29 protein-coding genes are annotated in these 23075 nt (G+C 62.6%); 17 read left to right on the top strand and 12 right to left on the bottom strand.

Annotation, left to right across the window (positions count from 1 at the left end):
• The first annotated feature begins 1 nt into the window (after position 1).
• Positions 2–430 carry an Lrp/AsnC family transcriptional regulator gene (locus FCL40_RS08845; RefSeq protein ID WP_229360299.1) on the top strand — a complete coding sequence of 143 codons (429 nt, stop codon included), beginning with the start codon at positions 2–4 and terminating at the stop codon, positions 428–430.
• Here the strand turns inward: FCL40_RS08845 and FCL40_RS08840 are convergent.
• Entirely contained in the window at positions 425–1030 is a 606-nt protein-coding gene (locus tag FCL40_RS08840; protein ID WP_136852873.1) for an acyl carrier protein phosphodiesterase, read from the bottom strand. The genes FCL40_RS08845 and FCL40_RS08840 overlap by 6 nt on opposite strands.
• Positions 1031–1171: 141 nt before the next feature.
• Between FCL40_RS08840 and queA the strand changes: the two genes are divergently transcribed.
• From queA to FCL40_RS08800, 8 genes are all read left to right on the top strand, one after another.
• Positions 1172–2236: a tRNA preQ1(34) S-adenosylmethionine ribosyltransferase-isomerase QueA gene (gene queA / locus FCL40_RS08835; RefSeq protein WP_136853012.1), complete on the top strand. Its 1065-nt coding sequence runs from the start codon at positions 1172–1174 to the stop codon at positions 2234–2236.
• A gap of 203 nt (positions 2237–2439) precedes the next feature.
• Positions 2440–3564 carry a tRNA guanosine(34) transglycosylase Tgt gene (gene tgt, locus FCL40_RS08830; RefSeq protein WP_136852871.1) on the top strand — a complete coding sequence of 375 codons (1125 nt, stop codon included), beginning with the start codon at positions 2440–2442 and terminating at the stop codon, positions 3562–3564.
• A gap of 27 nt (positions 3565–3591) precedes the next feature.
• A complete protein-coding gene (yajC, locus tag FCL40_RS08825; protein ID WP_136852869.1) occupies positions 3592–3921 on the top strand; it encodes a preprotein translocase subunit YajC in 330 nt (109 codons plus the stop codon).
• A 17-nt stretch (positions 3922–3938) separates the two neighbouring features.
• Positions 3939–5780 (top strand): protein translocase subunit SecD, encoded by a 1842-nt coding sequence (gene secD, locus FCL40_RS08820; protein WP_136852867.1) that lies wholly within the window; start codon positions 3939–3941, stop codon positions 5778–5780.
• 9 nt (positions 5781–5789) lie between these two features.
• Positions 5790–6734, top strand: a complete 945-nt coding sequence (secF, locus tag FCL40_RS08815) for a protein translocase subunit SecF (protein ID WP_136852866.1) — start codon at positions 5790–5792, stop codon at positions 6732–6734.
• Positions 6735–6931: 197 nt separating this feature from the next.
• Positions 6932–7240 (top strand): putative signal transducing protein, encoded by a 309-nt coding sequence (locus FCL40_RS08810; RefSeq protein ID WP_136852864.1) that lies wholly within the window; start codon positions 6932–6934, stop codon positions 7238–7240.
• 10 nt (positions 7241–7250) lie between these two features.
• A complete protein-coding gene (locus FCL40_RS08805; protein WP_136852863.1) occupies positions 7251–7619 on the top strand; it encodes a rhodanese-like domain-containing protein in 369 nt (122 codons plus the stop codon).
• The gene (locus FCL40_RS08800; protein ID WP_136852861.1) at positions 7619–8509 is read left to right on the top strand and encodes a precorrin-2 dehydrogenase/sirohydrochlorin ferrochelatase family protein; all 891 of its coding nucleotides are present in this window, start codon (positions 7619–7621) and stop codon (positions 8507–8509) included. The genes FCL40_RS08805 and FCL40_RS08800 overlap by 1 nt, the downstream gene beginning before the upstream one ends.
• Here the strand turns inward: FCL40_RS08800 and FCL40_RS08795 are convergent.
• The 3 genes from FCL40_RS08795 to FCL40_RS08785 all read right to left on the bottom strand — a co-directional run bounded on the left by FCL40_RS08795 (position 8506) and on the right by FCL40_RS08785 (position 9923).
• Positions 8506–8799 carry a hypothetical protein gene (locus tag FCL40_RS08795; RefSeq protein ID WP_136852859.1) on the bottom strand — a complete coding sequence of 98 codons (294 nt, stop codon included), beginning with the start codon at positions 8797–8799 and terminating at the stop codon, positions 8506–8508. The genes FCL40_RS08800 and FCL40_RS08795 overlap by 4 nt on opposite strands.
• A 16-nt stretch (positions 8800–8815) precedes the next feature.
• Positions 8816–9349 (bottom strand): class I SAM-dependent methyltransferase, encoded by a 534-nt coding sequence (locus FCL40_RS08790; RefSeq protein WP_136852857.1) that lies wholly within the window; start codon positions 9347–9349, stop codon positions 8816–8818.
• Positions 9350–9506: 157 nt separating this feature from the next.
• Positions 9507–9923: a hypothetical protein gene (locus tag FCL40_RS08785; protein ID WP_136852855.1), complete on the bottom strand. Its 417-nt coding sequence runs from the start codon at positions 9921–9923 to the stop codon at positions 9507–9509.
• 224 nt (positions 9924–10147) lie between these two features.
• Here FCL40_RS08785 and FCL40_RS08780 point away from each other — a divergent pair, with 224 nt between their 5' ends.
• Complete coding sequence (locus FCL40_RS08780) at positions 10148–10678, top strand: thioredoxin family protein (protein WP_169307052.1); 531 nt, start codon at positions 10148–10150, stop codon at positions 10676–10678.
• 40 nt (positions 10679–10718) lie between these two features.
• On the opposite strand, the gene FCL40_RS08775 is transcribed toward FCL40_RS08780, so the two are convergent.
• Together FCL40_RS08775 and FCL40_RS08770 are read right to left on the bottom strand one after the other, a co-directional pair.
• On the bottom strand, positions 10719–11465 hold the full coding sequence (locus FCL40_RS08775) for a class I SAM-dependent methyltransferase (protein WP_136852852.1): 747 nt from the start codon (positions 11463–11465) through the stop codon (positions 10719–10721).
• 246 nt (positions 11466–11711) lie between these two features.
• The gene (locus FCL40_RS08770) at positions 11712–12164 is read right to left on the bottom strand and encodes a hypothetical protein (protein WP_136852850.1); all 453 of its coding nucleotides are present in this window, start codon (positions 12162–12164) and stop codon (positions 11712–11714) included.
• Positions 12165–12341: 177 nt separating this feature from the next.
• On the opposite strand from FCL40_RS08770, the gene FCL40_RS08765 reads away from it, so the two are divergent.
• From FCL40_RS08765 to FCL40_RS08750, 4 genes are all read left to right on the top strand, one after another.
• Positions 12342–13130 (top strand): ParA family protein, encoded by a 789-nt coding sequence (locus FCL40_RS08765; RefSeq protein WP_136852848.1) that lies wholly within the window; start codon positions 12342–12344, stop codon positions 13128–13130.
• A 415-nt stretch (positions 13131–13545) separates the two neighbouring features.
• A complete protein-coding gene (locus FCL40_RS08760) occupies positions 13546–14748 on the top strand; it encodes a porin (protein WP_136852846.1) in 1203 nt (400 codons plus the stop codon).
• A gap of 1 nt (position 14749) precedes the next feature.
• On the top strand, positions 14750–15277 hold the full coding sequence (locus FCL40_RS08755) for an FMN-binding protein (protein ID WP_136852845.1): 528 nt from the start codon (positions 14750–14752) through the stop codon (positions 15275–15277).
• Positions 15274–15966 (top strand): PepSY domain-containing protein, encoded by a 693-nt coding sequence (locus FCL40_RS08750; RefSeq protein WP_136852843.1) that lies wholly within the window; start codon positions 15274–15276, stop codon positions 15964–15966. The genes FCL40_RS08755 and FCL40_RS08750 overlap by 4 nt, the downstream gene beginning before the upstream one ends.
• Before the next feature lie 46 nt (positions 15967–16012).
• On the opposite strand, the gene FCL40_RS08745 is transcribed toward FCL40_RS08750, so the two are convergent.
• From FCL40_RS08745 to FCL40_RS08720, 6 genes are all read right to left on the bottom strand, one after another.
• Positions 16013–16918: an ABC transporter ATP-binding protein gene (locus tag FCL40_RS08745; protein ID WP_136852841.1), complete on the bottom strand. Its 906-nt coding sequence runs from the start codon at positions 16916–16918 to the stop codon at positions 16013–16015.
• Entirely contained in the window at positions 16915–17721 is an 807-nt protein-coding gene (locus FCL40_RS08740) for an ABC transporter permease (protein ID WP_136852840.1), read from the bottom strand. Before FCL40_RS08740 ends, FCL40_RS08745 begins: the two co-directional genes overlap by 4 nt.
• 15 nt (positions 17722–17736) lie before the next feature.
• The gene (locus FCL40_RS08735) at positions 17737–19332 is read right to left on the bottom strand and encodes a M28 family metallopeptidase (protein WP_136852838.1); all 1596 of its coding nucleotides are present in this window, start codon (positions 19330–19332) and stop codon (positions 17737–17739) included.
• A gap of 94 nt (positions 19333–19426) precedes the next feature.
• The gene (locus FCL40_RS08730) at positions 19427–19942 is read right to left on the bottom strand and encodes a DUF3833 domain-containing protein (RefSeq protein ID WP_136852836.1); all 516 of its coding nucleotides are present in this window, start codon (positions 19940–19942) and stop codon (positions 19427–19429) included.
• A gap of 1 nt (position 19943) precedes the next feature.
• Positions 19944–20426: a hypothetical protein gene (locus FCL40_RS08725; protein ID WP_136852834.1), complete on the bottom strand. Its 483-nt coding sequence runs from the start codon at positions 20424–20426 to the stop codon at positions 19944–19946.
• On the bottom strand, positions 20423–20950 hold the full coding sequence (locus FCL40_RS08720; RefSeq protein ID WP_136852832.1) for a DUF2878 family protein: 528 nt from the start codon (positions 20948–20950) through the stop codon (positions 20423–20425). Before FCL40_RS08720 ends, FCL40_RS08725 begins: the two co-directional genes overlap by 4 nt.
• Before the next feature lie 119 nt (positions 20951–21069).
• Between FCL40_RS08720 and FCL40_RS08715 the strand changes: the two genes are divergently transcribed.
• From FCL40_RS08715 to FCL40_RS08705, 3 genes are all read left to right on the top strand, one after another.
• Complete coding sequence (locus FCL40_RS08715) at positions 21070–21642, top strand: LON peptidase substrate-binding domain-containing protein (RefSeq protein WP_136852830.1); 573 nt, start codon at positions 21070–21072, stop codon at positions 21640–21642.
• A 128-nt stretch (positions 21643–21770) separates the two neighbouring features.
• On the top strand, positions 21771–22364 hold the full coding sequence (locus tag FCL40_RS08710; protein ID WP_169307051.1) for a sigma-70 family RNA polymerase sigma factor: 594 nt from the start codon (positions 21771–21773) through the stop codon (positions 22362–22364).
• Positions 22357–23031, top strand: coding sequence for a ChrR family anti-sigma-E factor (locus tag FCL40_RS08705; RefSeq protein WP_136852826.1), 675 nt, complete (start codon positions 22357–22359; stop codon positions 23029–23031). Before FCL40_RS08710 ends, FCL40_RS08705 begins: the two co-directional genes overlap by 8 nt.
• Positions 23032–23075: the final 44 nt, after the last annotated feature.

The following is a 23075-nucleotide window of genomic DNA, read 5'->3' as shown; positions in this document are numbered from 1 at the left end:
CATGTCCCTGACCCTGGACCCGTTTGACAAGGCGATCCTGGCGGAGCTGCGCCTGGATGCCCGCCAGCCGGTGGCGGCCATCGCCGACAAGGTTAACCTGGCCCGTTCATCGGTGTCCGAGCGGATCAAGAAACTGGAGCAGAAGGGGGTGATCCGCGGCTACCGGGCCCAGGTTCAACAGTCGATGCTCTCCGGCATCAGCGCCTATTTCGAGATCATCCACGAGGACAAGAGCTGTCTGGACATCATCGATGCCATCCGCCAGATCCCCGAGGTGATGCACTGCCACGGCATCAGCGGCCACATCGATCTGCTGGTGTTCGTCAAGATGGATTCCATGCAGCGGTTGCACGAGATCCGCGCCGAGCTGAACGAACTGCCCTCGGTGGTGAAGATCACCACCCATGTGGTGATGAATGAGTGGTTATAGTAGCGTCGAGCCCTGGGCGCCGGGCCACGCCCGGGCGCGCTGACGGGCATAGGCCATCATCCGGGGATAGAGTTCGGCGAAGACGGCGCTGATCCTATGGTGATGCTGCCACAATACCCGCTCTCCCCCCTCCAGCAGCTGGGGCCGACTCAGGCGGCGGCTGATCCCCTGCACCGCCAGGGCGACCCCCTCCCGGGAGCGGTAGCTGCCCAGCCAGTCCCCCCGGGCCATCCGGCTGACCAGGACGCGGCCGGAGTGGGGCAGTTGCGGATCGGCCAGCAGGGTCCGGTAGCTGTGCCGGCAGAAGTGACCCAGAGAGTCATCGTGGTAGCCGTGCCAGTGGCTGGCCAGCTGATGGTCAAACGCCATATCCAACAGGATGCCGGCGGTACGCCGGTAGCGGGGGGGGAACAGGGTCTTGAGCGCGGCCATCTCCTCGCGGCCATCGATAAAGCTGTCCAGCTGCCGGTGCAGCCAGACCCCCTGCTGCAGGGGCTCGGGCAGGTGGCCTATGGGCCCCTTGACCAGGTCGCCGGCCAGGGCGCCCGCCAGGCTGGTGTCGGTAATATGGGCCAGATGCAGGTGGGCGAGGAAGTTCATCCGGTCTCCGCCTAGGGGGGATCCTGTCACCTTAGCGCGCCGCTGCCGCGGTCACAAGGCCCTGGCACTTGATTCTGGCCCGCTCACTTCTTAGACTAGCGCCCCCGCCCCTAAGGGACGACGTCCACAGAGTAGATGAACATGCAGGTTGCCGACTTCCAATTTGACCTTCCCGATGAACTGATCGCCCGCTACCCCACTCAGGAGCGCAGTGCCTCCCGTCTGTTGCACCTGGACGGCAACAGCGGCCATCTGGTGGATGGCCAATTCCCCGAACTGGTGGATCTGCTCCACGACGGTGATCTGCTGGTGTTCAACAATACCCGGGTCATTCCGGCGCGGGTCTACGGCAACAAGGCGTCCGGCGGCAAGATCGAGGTGCTGGTGGAGCGGGTGCTGGACACCCGTCGGGTGCTGGCCCACGTGCGCTCCTCCAAGTCGCCCAAGCCCGGCACCGAACTGGTGTTCGAGCAGGGGGTCTCCGCTACCATGGTGGCCCGGCACGACGCGCTGTTCGAGATCGAGTTCCACGGCGATACCCCGGTGCTCTCCATCCTGGAGGCCATCGGCCACATGCCGCTGCCCCCCTACATCGACCGTCCCGACGAGGAGGCCGACAAGGAGCGCTATCAGACCGTCTACAACCGGCGCCCCGGCGCTGTGGCGGCCCCCACCGCTGGCCTGCACTTCGACGATGCCATCTTGGAGAGGCTCAGGGCCAAGGGGGTGGAGTTTGCCTATGTCACCCTGCACGTGGGCGCCGGCACCTTCCAGCCGGTGCGGGTCGACAAGGTTGAAGATCACCATATGCACTCCGAGTGGGCGGAGGTGCCCCAGGAGGTGGTGGACGCGGTGATCCGTACCAAGGCCAACGGCGGCCGGGTGGTGGCGGTGGGCACCACCTCTGTGCGTTCCCTGGAGTCCGCCGCCCAGGCGACCCTGGCCAAGACCGGGGTGCTGGAGGCGTTCGCCGCCGACACCAGCATCTTTATCTACCCCGGCTACCGTTTCCAACTGGTGGACGCCATGGTGACCAACTTCCACCTGCCGGAGTCCACCCTGATCATGCTGGTCAGCGCCTTCGCCGGCCAAGACAACGTGATGAACGCCTACCGGCACGCCGTTGAGAACCGGTACAGGTTCTTCAGTTATGGTGATGCCATGTTCATCAACCGGGACGAGAAGCTTCACGGCGAGGTGGAGTAGATCGCCCGCTCCGATCCTCCAGCGCCGCCCCCGGGCGGCGCTCTGTTTTTCGGCGTTCGGAGCCACAGGCGCGTGGGTTTTCGGGGTTTTTTGATCCTCATCTCACCCTCGACCTTGAAATCCGGAACCTTTATCCACATTTTGTAATCCATGCCTAGTGCAATTGTTTCGTCAGACTGTTTATCTGGCACAAAGAGGATGTAATGAAGTTCGATCTGATCACTACCGATGGCCGCGCCCGCCGTGGTCGCCTCACCTTTGAGCGGGGCACAGTGGAAACCCCGGCTTTTATGCCCGTGGGCACCTACGGTACCGTCAAGGGGATGACGCCGGAAGAGGTGGAAGCCACAGGCGCAGAGATCTGCCTGGGCAACACCTTTCACCTGTGGCTGCGTCCGGGTACCGAGATCATGCAGAAGCATGGGGACCTGCACGATTTCATGAATTGGCAGAAGCCGATTCTGACCGATTCCGGCGGCTTCCAGGTGTTCTCTCTGGGGGACATCCGTAAGATCACCGAAGAGGGCGTGCATTTCCGCCATCCCATCAATGGCGACAAGATCTTCCTGGATCCCGAGAAGTCGATGGAGATCCAGTACCACCTGGGTTCCGACATCGTGATGATCTTCGACGAGTGCACCCCCTATCCGGCCACCGAAGAGGAAGCGGGCAAGTCGATGCGCATGAGTCTGCGCTGGGCTCAGCGTTCCCGTGACGCCTTCGACAAGCTGGGGAACCCCAACAACCTGTTTGGCATCATCCAGGGCGGTGTCTATGAGCACCTGCGGGACGAGTCCCTGGAGGGCCTGATGAACATCGGCTTCGACGGCTACGCCGTCGGTGGGCTGGCCGTCGGCGAGCCCAAAGAGGATATGCACCGCATCCTGGAGCACATCTGTCCCAAGATCCCCGAGGATAAGCCCCGCTACCTGATGGGCGTGGGTAAGCCGGAAGATCTGGTGGAGGGGGTGCGTCGCGGCATCGACATGTTCGACTGCGTGATGCCCACCCGCAATGCCCGCAACGGCCACCTGTTCACCTCCGAAGGGGTGGTGAAGATCCGCAACGCCAAACACAGGGATGATACCCGCCCCCTGGACCAAGAGTGCGACTGCTACACCTGCAAGAACTACAGCCGCTCCTATCTGCATCACCTGGATCGCTGCAACGAGATCCTCGGGGCCAGGCTGAACACCATCCACAACCTGCGTTACTATCAGAAGGTGATGGAGGGTTTGCGGGGGGCCATCGAGCAGGGTAAATTAGAGCACTTTGTGCAAGAGTTCTATTCCAAGCAGGGCCGCCCCGTGCCGCCTTTAAACGATTGATTAACAGAGAACTAAAAGAGAACCACTATGTTTATTCCAATGGCATACGCTGAAGCTGGCGCCGCTCCCCAGGGTGGCGGACTGCAAACCCTGATCATGCTGGTGGTATTCGGTCTGATCTTCTACTTCATGATCTACCGTCCCCAGGCCAAGCGCACCAAAGAGCACAAGAACCTGATGTCCTCCCTGAGCAAGGGGGACGAGGTGCTGACCAACGGTGGCCTGGTGGGTAAGATCGCCAAGATCAAGGCGGACGATGACTTCGTGGTTCTGTCCCTGAACGATCAGACCAACGTCACCATCCAGAAGAGCTTCATCACTGCGGTTCTGCCCAAGGGTTCCCTACAGTCTCTGTAAGTTGAGAGGGCACAGCGGTGCTGAATAAATATCCTTTATGGAAGAGCCTGATGGTGGTGTTCATCATCGCCATCGGTGCTCTCTACGCCTTGCCGAACGTGTTCGGCGAAGATCCTGCCCTGCAGATCTCCGCCGGCCGCAACGCCGAGGTGACGCCGTCTACCCTGACCCGGCTGCAGTCCGCAATCGAGGCCCAGGGGATGACCATCAAGCGGGCCGAACTGGAGAACGGCCAGATCCTGATCCGCTTCAATAACGGTGAGGATCAGCTCAAGGCCAAGGATCTGGTGGCCGAGGAGCTGGGGGACGACTTCTTTGTCGCCCTGAACCTGGCGGCGGCCACCCCGGACTGGCTGGCAGCCATCGGCGGCAGCCCGATGAAACTGGGTCTGGACCTTCGTGGTGGTGTGCACTTCCTGATGGAGGTGGACATGAGCGAGGCGGTGCGCAAGCAGGAGACCCAGCTGGTCACCGACTTCCGGGCCGATCTGCGTGGCGAGAAGCTGCGTTATGCCGGCATCCGTGCCGGCGCCAAGGGCATAGAGATCCGCTTCCGCGACGAGGAGACCCTGGTCAAGGCGGAGGATTTCCTCAAGCAGCGCAATCCCAACCTGCTGTTCGACGAACAGGAACTGAGTCTGCACGTCACCATGAGCGAGGCTTACCTGGCCGAGGTGCAGAAGTATGCCCTGCAGCAGAACATCACCATCCTGCGCAACCGGGTTAATGAACTGGGTGTGGCGGAGCCCGTGGTTCAGCAGCAGGGCGCCAACCGCATCGTGGTTGAGCTGCCTGGTGTTCAGGATACCGCCCGTGCCAAGGAGATCCTCGGGGCCACCGCCACCCTGGAGTTCCGCATGGTGACCGAAGGGGCCGACCTGGGCGCCGCGGTTCGTGGCCGTGTACCTCCGGGTTCTCAGCTTTTTGAAGACTCCGACGGCCGTCCGGTGCTGCTGGACAAGCGGGTGATCCTCACCGGTGATCACATCACCGGTGCTCAGTCCGGTTTCAGTGAAACCAGCCAGCCTCAGGTCAGCATCAACCTGGATGCCACCGGCGGTAACAAGATGGCGGACTGGACCCGGGACAAGATCGGCAAGGCGATGGCCACCGTGTTCATCGAGTACAAGTCCACCGGCGAGCGTAACCCCGACGGTTCTCCCAAGTTCGATAAGCACGAAGAGGTGATCAACACCGCCACCATCCAGGCTCGCCTGGGTCGCAGCTTCCGCATCACCGGCCTGGACACTCCTCAGGAGGCCCAGAAGCTGGCCCTGCTGCTGCGTGCCGGTGCCCTGATTGCGCCCATCACTATCGTCCAGGAAAGCACCATCGGTCCCTCCATGGGCCAGGAGAACATCGACAACGGTATGGCCGCGATGCTCTCCGGCCTGGTGGCCACCATCCTGTTCATGGCGGTCTACTACCGTAAGTTTGGTTTTATCGCTGTGGGCGCCCTGGTGGCCAACATCGTGCTGATGGTGGGCATCATGTCGATGATCCCTGGTGCCACTTTGACCATGCCCGGCATCGCCGGTATCGTCCTGACGGTGGGGATGGCGGTGGATGGCAACGTGCTGATTTTCGAGCGTATCCGTGAGGAGCTCAAGGCGGGTCGCAGCGTTCAGCAGGCGATCCACGAGGGGTATGCCAACGCCTTCTCCACCATTGCCGATGCCAACATCACCACCCTGCTGACCGCGCTGATCCTGTTCGCCGTGGGTACGGGGCCGGTGAAGGGCTTCGCAGTGACCCTGATGATCGGTATCGCCACCTCCATGTTTACCGCCATCGTCGGCACCCGTGCCGTTGTTAACGGTCTCTGGGGCGGCAAGCGTCTCAAGAAGCTGTCGATTTAAGGGGCTGTCATGTTTGAACTGTTAAAACTGAACAAGACCGTTGATTTCCTGAAACACGCCCGGGTGATCAGCCTGATCTCCCTGCTGCTGATGGCTGCATCCGTGGCCTCTCTGGCCACCCGAGGCATCAACTGGGGTCTGGATTTCACCGGCGGCACCGTTGTCGAGATCGTCTACTCCGAAGCCAAGGACACCTCTGAACTGCGCAAGGCTGTGGAAGCCCAGGGCGTGGAAGGGGTGATCGTCCAGCACTTCGGCGCGGCCACCGACCTGATTGTCCGGGTGCCGCCCAAGGCGGGCAAGGGCAATGAGATGGTGTCCCGCATCGAGAGTGCGGCCCGCAGCCTGGAGTCTGGCGCGGTGATCAAGCGCGTCGAGTTCGTCGGCCCTCAGGTGGGCAAGGAGCTGGCGGAGCAGGGCGGCCTGGCCGTACTGACCGCCATCATCTGTATCCTGGCCTATGTGGCGTTCCGCTTCGAGTGGCGTCTGGCCCTGGGTGCGGTCGCGGCCCTGGTGCACGACGTGATCGTCACCCTGGGGGTGTTCTCCGTCTTCTTCCTGGAGTTCGACCTGACGGTGCTGGCGGCGGTACTGGCGGTGGTGGGGTACTCCCTCAACGATACCATCGTGGTGTTTGACCGGGTGCGGGAGAACTTCCGCAAGATGCGCAAAGGCACCCCTGAGCACGTGGTCAACACCTCGGTGACCCAGACCATGAGCCGGACCATCATCACCACAGGCACCACCCTGTTCGTGGTGATCGCCCTGTTTGTCCAGGGGGGCTCGATGATCCACGGCTTCGCCACCGCGCTGCTGCTGGGTATCGGCTTCGGTACCTTCTCCTCCATCTATGTGGCCAGCTACGCCTCCATCAAGCTGGGCCTGACCCGCGAGCACATGATGCCCGTGGTGATCGAGAAGGAGGGGGCCGATCAGGAAAGCCTGCTTCCCTGATTCCGGGTCAACCACAAGGTTCACGGTTAAGCCACCCCGCGGGGTGGCTTTTTTTTGGCAATTTGTAGATGATGTCCGGGCACAACTCAAAATGGATGGGTGAGGTGTCTGGTCGAAATACCCCTCCTGGGCACTTTGACAGGATCCCGGGTGGGGGCCGACACTGAACGGAGTGACACGAGGATTAGAGTGTGGTTATGGACAGCTTTGTTGAGTTATACCGGGCCAGCAATGCCCTGGAGGCCCACGCCCTGAAGGGGGCGCTGGAGCAGCAGGGGGTGATGGTACGCCTGCTGGGGGAAGCCCTGGCCGGGGGAACCGGTGAGCTTCCCGTCGACAGTCAGGAGGTCGGCTTGTTGGTGCAACGACGTCAATTGGACAAGGCCAACGCCGTCTTGGAGCAGTATCATCAGAGTCAGGCCCCCTGGCAGTGCCCCAGCTGTGGGGAGCAGAACGATGGCCACTTCGAGACCTGTTGGCGGTGTGGGGGGGTCCCCCAGAGATAGGTCTCTTTTTATGCAGCACAATCCTGGATTTGAACAACTGGTCGATTCGATTCGCCCCATGGTGAGCGAGATCGCCATCGATACCCTCCTCGACTGGCAGAGCGCCGGTACCCCCCTCCACCTGGTCGATTGCCGGGAACAGGATGAGTGGACGCGAGATCGCCTGCCCGGCGCCGTCTATCTGGGCCGCGGGGTGATGGAGCGCGACGTGGAGAGCCTCTACCCGGACAAGGAGACGACCCTGGTGATCTACTGTGGCGGCGGTTATCGTTCGGTGCTGGCGGCTTACAACCTGGTCCAGATGGGTTACTTGCGGGTGCACTCCCTCATCGGCGGTCGCCGTGAGTGGCTGGCCCGCAGCCTGCCCATGGAAGCCTGATGCGCTACTTTCCCCTGTTTTTTGATACTCGCAACCGCCGGCTGCTGATCGTCGGTGGCGGCGAGGTGGCCGCCCGCAAACTGGCTCTGTGGCGTCGCAGCGAGATGAGCATCACCCTGGTCTCTCCCAGCCTCAACGAGGAGCTCAGTGGCCGTCGGGCGGAGTTTACCTGGTTGCCCGGGGAGTTCCATGACGATCTGATCGAGGGGATGGACGGGGTGATCGCCGCCACCGATGATGAGGCCCTCAATCGCCGTGTGGCCGATCTGGCCCGAGCGGCGGGCGCCTGGGTCAATGTGGTGGACGATCCGGACTCCTGCTCGGTGATCACCCCGGCCATCGTCGACCGCACTCCCATGGTGGTGGCCATCGGCAGTGAGGGGGCAGCGCCGGTACTGGTGAAGGAGCTCAGGCGGCGCATTGAGTCGCTGCTGCCGGCTTCACTGGGTCACTTGGCGCGTTTTATGGGCCGGGCCCGCTACAAGGTTCCTTTGCAAGAGCGCCGCCGGGTGTGGGAACGTTTCCTGGCCAGCAATGGCCTGCAGTGGGATCCGGTCCGCAGCGAGTCCCGCTTCGAGCAGGCCTGTCGGGGTGGGGTGGCGGAGTCCTGGGTGCTGATGGTGTCCCCGGACGTGGAGGTGTCACGGTTGCCTCTGGGCGCGCTGCAGCTGATGCAGGAGTGTGATGCACTGTGGCACCAGGGCGTCCTGCCGCCCGCCCTGGATGAGCTGTGCCGCCGGGATGCCTCGCGGCTGGCCATCGCAGGCGCGTTGCCTGAGGTTCGAGGCAAGGTGATGCTGGTGGCCGACGCCGACCAGCAGTTGGCGCTGGCCGGCCAGCTTCAGGGGGGGCGGGTGATTCGGATAGAGCTCGGCCGCCTGAGCGGCTAGAACAGGTCGTTGCCGGTGACCACCATCAGGGCGAAGACCCACACGGTAAAGGCCATGCACAGGTGCACCAACCCATAGATGAGGGCGTCGGATCGTTTCATCACCTTGTCGTCTACCAGCAGGTAGAGGTGGATCAGGGCGATCAGCCCCATGGCGATGTTCAGCGGCCACTGGAAGGCATGATTACCCTCCGGGATCACCACCCTCACCAGAATGGCGAACACCACCATGGCTAAGGTTAATACCGGCGCCAATCCGATTCTGTAACTGTCTGGGTACCACTGCAGCACGTTCTCTCCTTATCCTTCAGCCTTTCCTGGCAATCAGCTGCGCCGTGAACCGGTGCGGCTGGCTGTGCTCCTCTTCAACGTAATGCAGAGTCTGCAGAGATGCAAAGTGTTGTTGCAGTTCGCCCGGCTTGAGCAGGAAATCCCGGTTGCTGGGCTTGCCGATGTCGGCTTGCTGCTCCAGGAAGGTCTCATAGATCAGCAGACCGCCGGGCATCAGCGCCTGCTCGATGGCGCTCATCAGCGGCCGGTGCAGGTAGTTGAACACCAGGATGGCGGCAAACCGTCTGCCCGCCAGCGGGGCGTCGCCCGGGATCTCCAGGTCCCGGTGCCAGGTCACCAGGTTGAGGCGTTCATCGGCGGCGGCCTGCTGCAGCTCGGCCAGGGCGTCGGCGTTGCGGTCGCAGCACCACAGGGGCAGGCCCTTGCGGGCCAGCCACAGGGCGTTGCGACCCCGGCCGCAGGCCAGATCCAGTATGGGCCCGGGGGGCAGGGTATCGAACAGCTTGAGGTTGCCGGTGAGCAGCGAGGCTGGGGTCTGGGTGCAGGGCATCGGGGACTCCTTGTCTTGGAATCCCCAGTATACCGAAATACGCCAGGCTTCAGGCTAAAAAGGTTTCCAGCTTAGCTGGATAGAGCATGAAGACCCTTGGACAAGCGAGCCGGCGCCACGCCTGGGGTGAAACTCCGTCAGCGACGAGTCACAGGCCCTAGCCTTTGATCTCCTTCGGGCCATCGATGCGTCGGCGATGTACCACAGAGTAGTGGCGCAGCCCGGCTGGACCGTGGGAGGTCACCACCGAGATCAGCGCCACCAGGCAGAACAGCGGCACCTTGAACTGGGACAGGGGATAGCACAGGGCGACCAGTACCACCTTGGTCAGGGTCAGCACCCCCTTCATCTGCACCAGCCACAGCGGGGAGCGGATCACCTCCCAGGCCATCAAGATCAGGCCGGTGCTCATGGCCAGGATCCACCAGGGCAGCCACAGCGCCTTCTCCACCTCGTAGAAGAAGCCGCCACTGGCACCGATGATCCCCAGTACGTGCAGGGCGCGCAGACTGGACTTGCCCAGACGCTGAATCCAGAACTGTCTTTCGGGGATGTGGGAGTGCTTTTTGGCCATAGAGGGGTCCAACGGAAAATTTGCCCAAGGGTATCATAGTGCCTGCAAAAGAGTGGACAGCCTTGACTCTGATCCCCCGGAGAGGCGTGATCGGCAGCACGTCGCCAACAAATTCCCCGAACTGACAGAAACCAAATGAGATTTAATTGGGTCTTATGGTTTACAGTTGAAACCAATCCGGGTAGGGAATCCGGCAAGATGGCGACGAAGAGGAGAGGATCATGATGAAACGACTGATTCTGGGTGCGGTGGTAATGAGCAGCGGCGTGTCCGCCATGCCGAGTATGGGCAATGGGGCGCCCCAGAACAAGCCCGGAGCCAACCCCCATGGCGCCATGCCATTGGAGTCCGCCGAACTCACCGGTGTACTGACCAGCCAGCAGCTGATCTTCGAGATGATCCCCATGGGGCGCGAATATCTGGCCTATCAGGTGGACCAGCAGGCGATGGCCCCTCTCAAGGCGGTGTCCGAGCCGGTGGAGATCCTGGCGGTGCTGGGCACCTGGGAAGCCACCAGCCAGAAGCAGGTGCCCAGGATGATGAAGATTCTCAAGTTGGCGGACAACGTCAACATCAGCGCCCAGTACCTGGGGGTGGACAAGAAGGGCAGCGCCGGTGACCCCAAGCTGCTCGAAGGGGTTCAGGTACTGGCACTGCCCACCTTCATCGTTCGCAAACAGGGCAGGGAGATTGGGCGCATCGAAGGGGCGCCGGAGCAGGGACTGGAGCAGGCCCTGGTGGAACTCATCAAGTAGCAGAAGCCGCCGCCGGGCGGCTTCTCTGGTGTTGGGGCCTTCAGGAGTTGAGGAACAGCCTCAGGGTCAAGGGCCAGTGAATGGCGCGGCGTCGGGCCGGGTCCCCCCAGGCCTGGGCCAGGTCCTGCCACAACGGGTCCAGGGTCCCCTGGTGGTGTTGGTGCAGGTAGCGCTGCAGCGCCGACCAGGTCTGCAGGTAGCCAATAAACTGCGTTAGGCGCCAGTTGTGCCTCAGGGCCATCAGCCTCGGGGTCTCCCCGGCCAGGGGCAGGGTCAGACCCGCATACCCCTGCTCCACCCAGCGCCGCTCCGGCGTCCAGTAGCTGCCTAGCACCTCTTCATACAACCGGTGCACCACCTCATCCACATCACCACCGACGCTGCAGTTGCCGTAGCTCCATATCGCCAGCACGCCGCCGGGTTTGAGCACCCGGGCCACCTCCCGCCCCACAAATTCCAGATTGAGCCAGTGCAGTGCCTGGGCGATGGTCACCAGATCCACACTCTGACGGCGCAGTGGCAGGGATTCTCCCAGTGCCATCAGGTAGTCCAGGTTGGGGGCTTTGCGGCTGTGGCGCAGCTGATGGCGACTGAGATCGACGCCGATCACCCGTTCGAAGTGGCCGGACAGGGCGAACGCGGACTGACCCGAGCCGGTGGCCAGATCCAGCGCCAGTTCGGTGGCCGGGGCCCGGTGGGCCAGCAGCTCAAACAACTGCCTGGGGTAGTGGGGGCGGTAGCAGGCGTACTCCCGGCAGTGGCCGGAGAACAGGTCCTTGGGTGCCATGGCGATCCTTCATGCTGGTTGTCATCGGCAACGAAGCCCGGGGCGGGCTGGTGGCGATCGACGCGTCCCCCTCCTCCGCTGTGCGGCGACACGCCCATGGAGTGAGAATAAGCGGTTTATGGCGACGGATTCAACCGTCGCCAGCGGACTGGGTGGGGTTTAGCCCTCTGTTCGCGGGAGGAGAGGGTAACGTCGAAATTGCCGTTGTGAGGGCGCTACTGCGACGCCATGTTTGGTGGTGCGGGCTCAGCGGTGTCTCATCATATTGCGCTGACCGCCTCGCTGGCGGCGCATCTGGGTATCCCACTGGTCAAACAGCCCGAGGATCTGACCGGCGATCCCCTGATAGGCCTCCGCCAGTGGGGGCTCATAGGTCTTGGCGGCGAAATGGCGGGCCAGCAGGCATACCAGGTGCTCCGGCTGGGTCAGCGGCTCCTGCTCCAGGCTCTTGATCACCATCAGCCTGAAACCGATGCTCAGCATCTGCAGCAGGGTTCCCTGGTCCGGCTCCTGCTCCCTGAGCAGGGCCGGGTCCTCCGCCAGCACCAGCCTGGTCAGCAGGTTGACCACCTGATCCAGGGTGGTGGCGCCGTGGAACAGGTTGTGCACCAGGGGATCGGCGGCGATATGGGCCTGCAGATCCTGGGCCAGGTCGGCCACCTCCCAGCGGCGCCGGCTGAAACTGCGGATGTCGGACATGGGCGTTGATCCTCTGTGGGTTCACCATTTTTCCTAGTGTACCCCGGGCCACTGAGGTTGTCCGAGGTGGAGATCGCCCTTGGGCGTCCGACCATGGAGCAAAGACTCGATAACGGCTGACAAGGGCGCTCCGCTGCCGTACCATTGGGTGAAAAACGAGCACTTAGGGATAAGGCTATGAAACGAGTGGTGTTTAATCAGAAGGGCGGTGTCGGCAAGTCCAGCATCAGTGTCAACCTGGCCGCCGTCAGCGCTGCCATGGGCTACCGAACCCTGCTGGTGGATCTGGATGTGCAGGGCAACGCCAGCCACTACCTGGGGGTGGAGGAGGACAGCCTGCCAGCGGGCAAGACGGTGGCCGATCTGCTCAAGCAGACCGTGGGATGGTTTGGCTCCCTGCCCGCCCCCGATCAGTATGTGCACCTTACCCGGTTTGACAACCTCAGCTTGTTGCCCGCCAGCCCGGCGCTGGCCGGGTTGGAGCGTGAGCTGGAGATGCGCTACAAGATCTACAAGCTCAGGGACGCCCTGCGTGCGCTGGAGAAGCAGTTTGATCGCATCTACATCGATACCCCGCCAAATTTCAACTTCTACTCCAAGTCGGCGCTGATCGCCGCCGACCGGGTGATCATCCCCTTCGACTGCGACGGCTTCTCGGCTCAGGCGATTCACCGGTTGATGGGTAACCTGCTGGAGCTCAAGGGGGATCACAACGGCGAATTGATGGCCGAGGGGGTGGTAGTTAACCAGTTCAATGCCCAGGCCAGGGTGCCCCAGCAGTTGGTGGCGGAGCTGGAGGAGCAGGATGTGGTTCCCCTGTTCGGTACCCGGCTCTCCTCCTCCGTGAAGATGAAGGAATCCCACCAGCAGCAGACCCCGCTGATCCACCTTGCCCCCGGACACAAGCTGACCGGACAGTTTATCGAGCTGTTTCACGAGCTCGAGCCCGATTTCGCCCCCGCCTAGCCTGCTGAACCGACGCCGCGCCCCAGGGCGCGGCGTGTTGCCGATCGCCTGCGGCCCTGCCTCGTTCGACAGCCCCTTGTCTGAATCGTCACCCCGTAGAGCAAAAGCTCTTTTCATCCTGTGATGGCATGGTGCATAAACGGGAGCGGGATCACGGTGGAAAATCCTTAAACTGCAGTGGAAATGACTCTTTAAAATCGTCTGATATATGGTGCTTTTTTAAGGGTTAAATGGGATTGTGATCCTGGTCTCGCAGAATATTGTGCTGTGGTGGGGTTTTCTGGTGTTCCTTGTTACGGAACGACGCCAAAAAACACAAAAAATACTGGCAATGATAATGAAAATGGATATCATTTGACTCATATCGAGGTCCAACAGGGCCTAAAACCAACAAGACAATTATCTGGGGAAGATGATGACTTTTAAGCTGAAACCTATTGTAGCCGGTGTGGCCCTGGCCCTGACTGCCAACTCCGCGTTCGCCGCCGACTCCGTTCAACAGCAGTTGCAGGCCCAGCAGGAGCTGATCAAGCAGCAGCAGGCTGCCATCGAGCAACTGAGCCGTCAGGTGAAAGAGAACCAGGACGCGGTAGAGGCGGCCGTGGAAGCGGTAGAAACCGGTTCCGGTGAGAGCGCCATGGATAAGGTGACCGTGGGTGGCTACGGTGAGCTGCACTACAACAACCTGACCGGCGAAGGCGGTGCCAGCGACAAGAAGTCCATCGACTTCCACCGCTTCGTACTGATGTTCGGTTACGAGTTCAGTGACAATGTCCGCTTCTTCTCCGAAGTTGAACTGGAGCACTCGCTGTCCGGCGACGGCAAGCCCGGTGAAGTGGAGCTGGAGCAGGCCTACATCGATTGGGACTTCGCCGACAACTGGACCTCCCGCTCCGGTCTGTTCCTGCTGCCCGTTGGCCTGCTGAACGAGACTCATGAGCCCGATACCTTCTACGGCGTAGAGCGTAACAACGTCGAGAAGTACATCCTGCCTACCACCTGGTGGGAAGCCGGTACCGGTGTCATCGGCCGCCTGGATAACGGCGTGACCGTTCAAGGTTTCGTCCACAGCGGCCTGGAGACCAGCGCGGATTCCAAGTACTCCATCCGCTCCGGGCGCCAGAAGGTTGCCAAGGCCAACGCCGAAGACCTGGCCGCCACCATCGCCGTTTCCTACGCCGGTGTTCCTGGCCTGACCGTTGGCGGCAGCTTCCAGTACCAGGGTGATCTGACCCAGTCTGCCGATGCCGAAGCCGGTAGCGCCTACATGGTCGAGGGTCACTTCGACTGGCAGTACGACGCCTTTACCCTGCGTGGTCTGTACGCCATGTGGACCCTGGACGGCAATGGTCCCGAGTCCATCGGTGCCGACGAGCAGACCGGCTGGTACCTGGAGCCGAGCTACAAGGTGACCGAGAAGCTGGGTGTGTTTGCCCGCTACAGCACCTGGGACAACCAGGCTGGTGACAGTGCCGACAGCGCCAAGGCCCAGACTGATTTCGGTATCAACTATTGGCTGCATCCCCGTGTCGTGTTCAAGGCTGACTACCAGATGCAGGACAACGACAACGGCAAGGATCAGAAAGGCTTCAACCTGGGTGTAGGTTACTCCTTCTAAGATGCTGAACAGATTCAAAGGGGGCCTTGGCCCCCTGTTTGCTACCCTGGTCCTGGTGCTGAGCTTCTGCGCCAAGGGCGCCACCGAGTATCTGAGTCAGGAGGCATTCCTGGCTCAGGCCTTTGGTGACGGCCAGCCGCAACAGGGCACCCTGTGGCTCAAAGGGGACTTGAAAAGCCAGTTGACCGAACTGATGGGAGAGCGCTACCCCAAACTGAGGGTCCGCTACTGGCAGCACCAGGGCCGCACCGCCTGGGTGCTGGAGTCCGTCGGTAAGGATCAACCCATCACCTTCGGCTACGTGGTGGAGTCCGGGGTGATCGTCCAGGCTCGGGTGCTGGTGTTCCGTGAGCACCGGGGCTGGGAGATCCACCGGGATGCCTTCACCCGCCAATACCACGGGGTGTCACTGGAGGGACGCTCGCTGTCGGAAACCATCGACGGAGTCAGCGGAGCGACACTGTCGGTTTACGCCATGAATCGAACCGCTAAAATGGCTCTTTTCCTGGCTGAACATGTGACTCGATGAAAACCCGTACCCTCACCCGCTGGCACAGCCGAATAGGCATCCTGGTCTGCGCCTGGATTCTGCTTCTGGCCTGCACCGGTCTGCTGCTGCAACATGGCCATCGCCTGGGGTTGGACAAGCCCCTGCTGACCGGCGATCTGTGGTATCGCCTGGCGGACCTGCCCAAACCCCGGGTGACCGGTGTCCCCCGCCATGAGGTGTTCCAGGTGGACAACCGTCTGGTGACCCGCCAGGGCAGTCTGGCCGCGCTCGACGGTGATCTGCAGGGGCTGGTGGTTGGGCCGGAGACGATGCTGGTGAGTGACCAGGGGCAGCTGTGGCTGCTTACCCCGGAGGGGGAGTTGGTGGACAGCACCCCCCTCAACGGGCGGCGCCTGGCCGGGATTTCGCCCCTGGGTGAGCCGGTGCTGCAGCTGGGCCAGCACAGGTGGCTGCAGGACTGGTGGCTGGAGGGGGAGGCGGTGTCCTCTGACGCCAAGGTGGCGGAACCGCCGCAGCGCTTTGTTGAGACGGTAATGCCTGACGACCTGCGCGACGGTCACAGTGGGGTCAGCATCGAGCGTCTGTTGCTGTGGCTGCACAGTGGCCGCATCTTCGGTGCCCTGGGGGAGTGGTTGATGAGTGCCGTGGCCCTGATGGCCATTGGCATCGCCTGCACCGGGTTTGTGATCTGGGGACGCAGGCGCTGAGCATTGACAGCGAAAGGAAAAGAGGACGCCCTGGCGTCCTCTTTTTTTAGCTCTGCTCCGGAGTGAACAGCCGCTCCTCCAGGCTCAGGCCCAGGGCCAGCCGCCGGTAGGGGATTCGGGCGGCCTTAAGGGCGGTGAGCAGCTCCAGGTCGAAGTCGGGATGGCCGCCCAGATCATAGCGGATCAGATACTCCTCCCTGTCTCGCCGGGTGACCTGACGGACTCCGGTCACCTGGGCCAGTACCGACTGCTGATCCTCGGTGCCCGGTGCCAGGGTCAGGGTCAGGGCGCCCTCCTGGCCGGCATCATCCACCGTCAGCTGGTTACTGATCCTGCCATGATCGATGTGGAGCACGGTGTCGCACATCTTCTGCAGCTCCTCCAGGTTATGGGAACTGATGATGAAGCGGCACTCCCCTCTGAGGCGATTGACCAGTTCCCGTACCGCCCTGGCGTTGGCCGGATCCAGGCCGGCGGTGGGTTCATCCAGCAGCACCAGTTCAGGCTGGCCAATCAGCGCCTGAGCGATGATGACCCGTTTGCGCATGCCGTGGCTCAGGGCCTGGGGCAGGCTGTCGTAGGTCTCCGCCAGTTGCACCAGCTCCAGTACCCGGCGGGCTTCCTGTTTGGGTTTGTCGAGTCCTTGCAGGGCGGCAAAGTGAGCCAGTTGCAGGCCGACGCCGAAACCGGGATCCAGCTGGGCATCCTGGGGCAGGGCACCGATCCGGCCCAGAAGGGCGGGGCTGCCGGGCGCGTCACCCAGCACCCTCAGATGGCCTGAGGTGGGGTGGAGGTAGCCGCAGATCAGCGACATCAGGGTGGTCTTACCGGCACCGTTGGGGCCCACCAGGGCGATGCTGCCGTTGGCGGCCAGGTTGAGGTCTACCCCATCCAGCGCCGTCTTGCTGCCGTATCTCTTGGTCAGGCCTCGGGCTTCGATCATCAGGGTCATAGGCTGCTCCTTTCCAGGGTCTGTCGGGCCAGGACCAGCATCAGCAGGGTTTGGGTCAGGGGCTGCCAGCCGGTGGTGAGGGCGGCGGCGGGGGTCATCACCATCAGCTCCTTGATCTGACCGCCGGGCACCAGCAACAACAGGTGCTCCAGGGGTTGCCAGGCCATGGAGAGCAGGCCGGTGGCCAGCGGCAGCATCAGCCAGAACAGGGTGGCCAGCACCACCGCCTGACGGCCGGACTTGGCCAGCAACGACAGCAGGGCCATGGTGGCGGTGAAGGGCAACACCACCAGCAGCAGGTTCAGGGTCACCAGGGTGCTCTGACCCAGGAGCGGCAGCAGGGCCGCACCCTTGTAGATCGCCAGTCCCAGGGTCCCGGCCAGGGAGGCGAGGATCATCAGTAGCTGTATGGTCATCATCCCCAGGAAGCGTCCCAGCAGCAGGCTGTCCCGGCTGATGCGCAAGGTGAGGAACCTCAGTGTGCCCCGCTGCAGGTCCGAGGCCATCTGGTCCGCCGCCAGGCCGATGGTGGCCATGGGGTAGAGCACCAGGGCCGCGACCCAGAAGATGGCCAATTCGGGGCTGGACCAGAGGTAGAGGGTACTCAGGCCGTCGGGGGAGAGGGAGAGGAAGAACTCCCTCATATCCTCGCGACGCAGCAGGTCTGCCGCCCCGAGGATGGGGTAGCGCAACAGCAGCCCCCAGACCAGGGCAAAGGCCAGCAGCCACAATAGGCCGCGGCGGGTGGCAAACAGCCGCCGCAGTTCGAAGGCGGCGGTCAGCCGCAGGTGGGTCAGGGACACAGGGTTCCTCCGTGGTTACTGCCGGCCATCTAGGGCTCGGCGCTTTCTGAATTCAGAGGCTTCCAGCCACTTGGGCCAGTCACCGTTGTTGGCAAGCTGGGCGGCGATGATCGCCATCAGCGACAGATCCTGCGCCATCCCCTCCAGGCTCCAGTCGGGGTGATAGTCATCCGCCGGCTTGTGGTATCGGTGGGGGATGTAATCGGGATCGTTGTCCCCCAGGCTCATGAACAGCAGGCCGGGGACACCGACCTTGGCCAGGGCGAAGTGATCGCTGCGATAGAGCAGGCCCGCCTGGGGGCGGGGATCCGGCCTGACGGTGCGTCCCTGGCTGCGTGCGGCCCTCTCCAGGTAGCCCTCCAGCTCGGAGACGCCGTCGCCGTAGCGCAGGATGTAGTCCAGGGCGTTGTCCACATTCATACCGTCGATGTTGAGGAAGGCAACGATCTGGCCGGCGGGCACCGTGGGGTGGGTGGCGAAATGGCTGGCCCCGATCAGGCCCGTCTCCTCGGCGGTAAAGCTGCTGAACAGGATGCTGCGCTTGAACGGCGCTTGGCGGTGCTGCTCGCTCAGGACTCGGGCCAATTCGATCACCCCGGCTACGCCGGTGGCGTTGTCGATGGCGCCGTTGTAGATGTGGCCGTCACTCTTGTTGGTGCCAAGATGATCCCAGTGGGCGTGGATCATTACCACCTCCTCCGGCATCTCGCTGCCGGGCAGCAGCCCCAGGACGTTGTGGGACTCCGCCATCCTGGCGGTGTTGTCGAAGCGAATGCTGGCCGTGCCGGTAAGTGTCACCGGCTTGAAGCCCGGCTGGGCGGCGGCTTGGGACAGGGCGGCCAGATCCAGCCTGGACTGCTTGAACAGCTTGTGGGCGGCATCCTGATGCAACCAGCCCATCACCGGCAGTTCGCTGGCGTTGTTGCTGGCGTCTACCAGGGTGTACTTGCTGCCGGTGTTGGAGTTCTGCACCACGCCCCAGGCGTAGCCGGCGGCATCGGTCTGATGGATGATTAGGGCAGCGGCGGCGCCCTGGCGGGCCGCCTCCTCATACTTGTAGGTCCAGCGGCCGTAATAGGTCATGGCATTGCCCTTGAACAGGGTCGGATCCTGGGTGGCAAACCCCGGATCGTTCACCAGCATCACCACGGTCTTGCCCCTGACATCCAAGCCGGCGTAGTCGTTCCAGCCATACTCCGGGGCATTGATGCCGTAGCCGACGAACACCATGGGAGAGTCCTTCACCTCGATGCGCGGGGTGATCCTCTGGGTGCGGGCGGTGAACTCACTGCCATTGGTCAGCTCAAGCTGTCCCAGCTTGAGGGTCACCCCCTGGTCGGCGGTGACCTGGGCCAGGGGTACCGGTTGCAGGTAGCTGTCGCCGTTACCGGGTTTGAGTCCCAGCTTGGCAAACTCCTGGGCGATGTAATCGATACTCAGGGTTTCTCCCCGGGTCAGGGGGCCGCGGCCGCCGTACTCGTCGGAAGCCAGGGTGGCGATGTGGGTACGAATCTGCTGCTTATCGAACGTCAGCTCTGCCGCTTCGGCTGAGGCTGAAACACCCAGGGCCAGGCACAGCACCGCCCAGGGCTTGGAGGGAAACGTAAACATCCTGTGTCCTTCTTTTCTGTTGATCTTCTTGTTTGTTTTAATCGATCAACCCTAACACAGGGGGAGGGACAGGCACAGGGGGAGGGCGGGGCATTCACTCCTTCTGGAAGGCGATGAACACCTCGGCCACGGTGATGCCAAACTTGGTGATCTTGGCTCGATTGAGCAGGTGCCTGTCATCCACCAACACCATTAGGTCATCGAAACTGACCTGCCATTCGTCGTCGTCGGTCACCAGCACCATCTCATATTGCCATCTGAGCAGAGGGCCGTGGCGCTCTCCCGAGGCGGTGCCGATGATGTCATCGGCCTCGCCCTGGTAGCTGTTGGGACCGGTGCGCTCGATACGCCACTGCCGGAACTGGGTTTCGCCATCGTCGTAGAGGAAATACTCATCCAGCACCCCCTCTCCCTGCTGCCAGCGCCCATCCAGGGTGACGCTGAAGCGCCTGATCACCTCCCCCCGGAAGTTGGTCACCATCCCCTGGGCGGTCACCCGGCCGTCGAAGAACCGTTCCAGCTCCAGCGGTGGCTGACGGCTGCTCAGGGCACTGTGGTCGGCGCTGCAGCCCACCAGCAGGGTGATCATCAGGACTATCAGGACTCTCATCTCACTCTCCTTTGGCGATCAGTCGCCGGGTAAAGCCCGGATAGGCACTTCGGGGAGACAACCAGATGGCCAGGAACCGGCGGTTGCCTGCGGACGGGGTAAAACGGCACCTGGGGGCGTCGTTGTAGCTGAGCTGCGCCCCGCCATCCTCGCTCAGGCTGAAGCTCAGGCGATCGCCCGGGGCGACGTCGGGAAAGCAGGGAGCCAGCCTGGCCAGCCAGGCCCTGCTCGCCCTGTCGATAAACCCCAGCCTCTGCCACTGCTCCTCGGTGGCCTCCATCAGGGCCTCGGCGTCGATGCGCCTGTGGTAGGTGAGGCTCAGGATCAGTGGGGGGGTGATGCCGGCGTACTGGCCGTCGGGGGCGTACAGCCGGGCGGTGTAGATGTCCCAAAACAGCACCCTGAGTTTGCTCTCTCCCACCAGGGGCAGGGCCGACGCCTCCAGGCTGAACAGCAGCAGCAGGGTGGGGAGCGCCTTGGTCATCGGCGTCCTCCCAGGTATCGGGCCAGCCACATCACTGCCCCCCACCACAGTGCAAAGGCGATCCACAGGCCGGGCTGGGGCGGAGCCAGGGAAGCGGCCCCAAGCTGGGCGGCGGCCAGGTAGCTCAGGGGACCGGCGACGGCGCCGAGCACAACCAACAGCAGGCCGGGGAGGCGCAGACCTTCGGTCAACACCAGCAGGTAGCGAGCACAGGCCAGCCACAGCAACATCAGCCACAGGGGCAGGACAAAGATCAGGGGGCCGTGATCGCTGGGGACAAACAGCCCCAGGGTGAGCCACAGGGCGTCTCCCACAGACCCCAGCAGGGCCAGCATGTAGGTCAGCAGCCATTGCCTGGCGGTCAGCGGGGAGACCAGGGCCCACAACACCAGGGCCGCCAATTGAGCGCCCACATGCGGAGACACCATGGTGGCGAACCAGAACAGCTGAAAGACGCAGCTGTCCAGGAGCAGGCGTCGGGCCTGGGGGGAAAGCTTGGCCAGGGCGGCACGGGCAGTGTTCATCTCAAGCTCCTCGTGGTTACCGCTGTGTACGTACCGGGGACCGGGGAGGATCACCGGGTGAACCGATAGCCCCTGCCGGCCGTAGCCAGAATGACCGACTCAATCACAGTGATGCGCCGATGCGACTTCCCCTGTTTCCTCTCAATGCTCATGTCTTTCCTCACGGACGCCTGCCCCTGAGGATCTTCGAGGCCCGCTACCTGAGAATGGTGCGCGAGCGGGCGGGCCGTCAGCCCTGCTTTGCCATGGGCATGATGGAGAAGAGCTCTGGCGGCAGCAGTCGAGTCTTGGGAGTGGTGACCCTGGTGAAGATGGTGGACTTTGACCAGTTGAGCGACGGTCTGCTGGGCATTACCGTGGAGGGGCTCTCCCTGGCTCGGGTGAACCACGTGGAGAGCGATGAGGACGGGTTGCGCTGGGGGGACTGCAGGCCGTTCGAGCTTTGGCCCGAGGAGAGCCCGGCTGAGGATCTCCGCATTCAGCAGGCACTGGGGCGACTGTTCGCCGAATACCCGGAGATTGGCCAGCTCTATCCTGAGCCCGGGCTCGACTCTCTGCGGTGGAGTCTGCAACGTTGGCTGGAGCTGCTGCCCATCGAGGCATCCGCCAAGGTTGCGCTGCTGACTCAGCCCTCCTCCGCCATGGCGTTGAGCCTAATCCATTCTATTCTTGATAAAAGTGATCCACAGTAGATGTGCCTCCGTAGCTTGGAGTCTGGAGCCGATTTGGGACGCAGCATGCGCCACTGGCCGAGCAGCTACGGGGATCACGTATGAGAGTCGTATCGACGCCATCAAGAACGAGGGAAACCGAGACATCCATGACTGTGTCCGCCTCCCAAGACGACCTGAACCAGCGCCTGGCCCGGGCCATGACCCGGGTGGCCAACAACAGGGACAAGCAAGCGTACGCGGAGTTGTTTCGACACTTCGCCGGTCGCGTGCACGCGTTCTGTGTCGCCCGGGTGGGAGACGATCAAACCGCCCGGGAGGTCACTCAGGACACCCTGCTGGCGGTGTGGCAGAAGGCCGCCAGTTTTGATCTGGACCGGGGCAACGTCTCCACCTGGATCTACACCATTGCTCGCAACCGCTGCTTTGACCTGGGCCGGCAGAAACTGGCCAGGCCCACCCTGGTCAGCGCCGACGAGATCTACGTCGAGCCGGCGCCGGTGGAGGACGACTGTGAGCTGCAGGTTCAAGGGGAGAGCGAGAGGCGGCGCCTGAATGAGCTGATTGCCCGTCTGCCGGAAAATCAGCGGCAGGTGGTGGCCCTGGTCTACCTCAAGGAGATGAGCCATCAGGCGGTGGCGGAACACCTGAACCTGCCCGTAGGCACCGTAAAGAGCCGGCTGAGACTGGCGATGGAGAAATTGTCGATGCGTTTGAACAAGGGGGCACTGGGCTATGAGTGACCGTCATCATCCAACTGCCATGGAACTCGGACAGTTCGCCTCGGGTGAGCTGGACGATGTGCTCGCCATCATGGTATCTGTGCATCTTGGTCAGTGTCGCCGCTGTCACGGCCGGGTGGAGTTGCTGCAGCAGCATCAGGCCGATCAACTGGCTGAGCTGAGCCCAGACGCAGCCTATGGTAACGATGAGCTGGCCAGGATGCTTAACCTGTTGGAGGACGCCCCAGCGCTTGAGCCTCGGGTGCCTGAGCCAACCCAGATGGAGTTTCAGGGGCGCCGCATTGATCTCCCTGCCGCCCTGGCGGGGCTGGTGGAGCGCGCCGGCCCCTGGAGCCGGGTGGTGAACCGGCTCTGGAATGCGCCCATTCAGGATCACCGGCGCGCCTACCAGTTGAACTTTATCTATATGGAGCCGGGTGGCAGCATCGCCGCCCATACCCACAAGGGCCGGGAGTGGACCCTGGTGTTGGATGGCCACTTCAGTGATGACGCCGGTGACTATGCTCCGGGCGACCTGGTGCACTGCACTGAGGCCAATGAGCACAGCCCCAGGTCGGAACAGGGGTGCCTGTGCCTGGCGGTGATCGATGCGCCGTTGCATTTCACCTCTGGCCTGGCCCGGGCCCTCAATCCCTTCAGTCAGCTGTTTTTTAAGACCGGAGGTTGATGCTAAATCAAATGAAATTGAATACAGCCTGAATAATTGAACGA

Source organism: Ferrimonas sediminicola, from assembly GCF_005116715.1.
GTDB lineage: Bacteria > Pseudomonadota > Gammaproteobacteria > Enterobacterales > Shewanellaceae > Ferrimonas > Ferrimonas sediminicola.
This window is presented reverse-complemented; position numbering and strand designations above follow the sequence as displayed.